At 52.5% G+C, this 1,094-nt stretch carries 1 rRNA gene; it reads left to right on the forward strand.

The annotated features are described in order from the left end of the window. Nucleotides 1-1,067: ribosomal RNA gene (locus H4J75_RS19595) — 16S ribosomal RNA — on the forward strand; the annotation flags it as partial. Between the last annotated feature and the right edge of the window lie 27 nt (nucleotides 1,068-1,094).

Genomic DNA, 1,094 nt, shown 5'->3' on the forward strand with positions numbered 1-1,094 from the left:
CTGTGACGTTAGCAACAGAAGAAGCACCGGCTAACTCCGTGCCAGCAGCCGCGGTAATACGGAGGGTGCGAGCGTTAATCGGAATTACTGGGCGTAAAGCGTGCGTAGGCGGTTTGTTAAGCAAGATGTGAAAGCCCAGGGCTCAACCTTGGAACTGCATTTTGAACTGGCAAACTAGAGTACTGTAGAGGGTGGTGGAATTTCCAGTGTAGCGGTGAAATGCGTAGAGATTGGAAGGAACATCAGTGGCGAAGGCGGCCACCTGGACAGATACTGACGCTGAGGCACGAAAGCGTGGGGAGCAAACAGGATTAGATACCCTGGTAGTCCACGCCGTAAACGATGTCAACTAGCTGTCTGTGGACTTGATCCGTGGGTAGCGGAGCTAACGCATTAAGTTGACCGCCTGGGGAGTACGGCCGCAAGGTTAAAACTCAAATGAATTGACGGGGGCCCGCACAAGCGGTGGAGCATGTGGTTTAATTCGATGCAACGCGAAGAACCTTACCATCCCTTGACATCCACAGAAGAGACTAGAGATAGACTTGTGCCTTCGGGAACTGTGAGACAGGTGCTGCATGGCTGTCGTCAGCTCGTGTTGTGAAATGTTGGGTTAAGTCCCGCAACGAGCGCAACCCCTATCCTTATTTGCCAGCGCGTTATGGCGGGAACTCTAAGGAGACTGCCGGTGATAAACCGGAGGAAGGTGGGGACGACGTCAAGTCATCATGGCCCTTACGGGATGGGCTACACACGTGCTACAATGGCAAGTACAGAGGGCAGCAATACCGCGAGGTGGAGCGAATCCCACAAAGCTTGTCGTAGTCCGGATTGGAGTCTGCAACTCGACTCCATGAAGTCGGAATCGCTAGTAATCGTAGATCAGAATGCTACGGTGAATACGTTCCCGGGCCTTGTACACACCGCCCGTCACACCATGGGAGTGGGATGCAAAAGAAGTGGCTAGTTTAACCTTCGGGAGGACGGTCACCACTTTGTGTTTCATGACTGGGGTGAAGTCGTAACAAGGTAACCCTAGGGGAACCTGGGGTTGGATCACCTCCTTATCTTGAAGTAAAAACAGTTTAATGGAA

The sequence above is a fragment of the Colwellia sp. BRX10-1 genome (assembly GCF_014077545.1).
Classification (GTDB): Bacteria; Pseudomonadota; Gammaproteobacteria; order Enterobacterales; family Alteromonadaceae; genus Colwellia_A.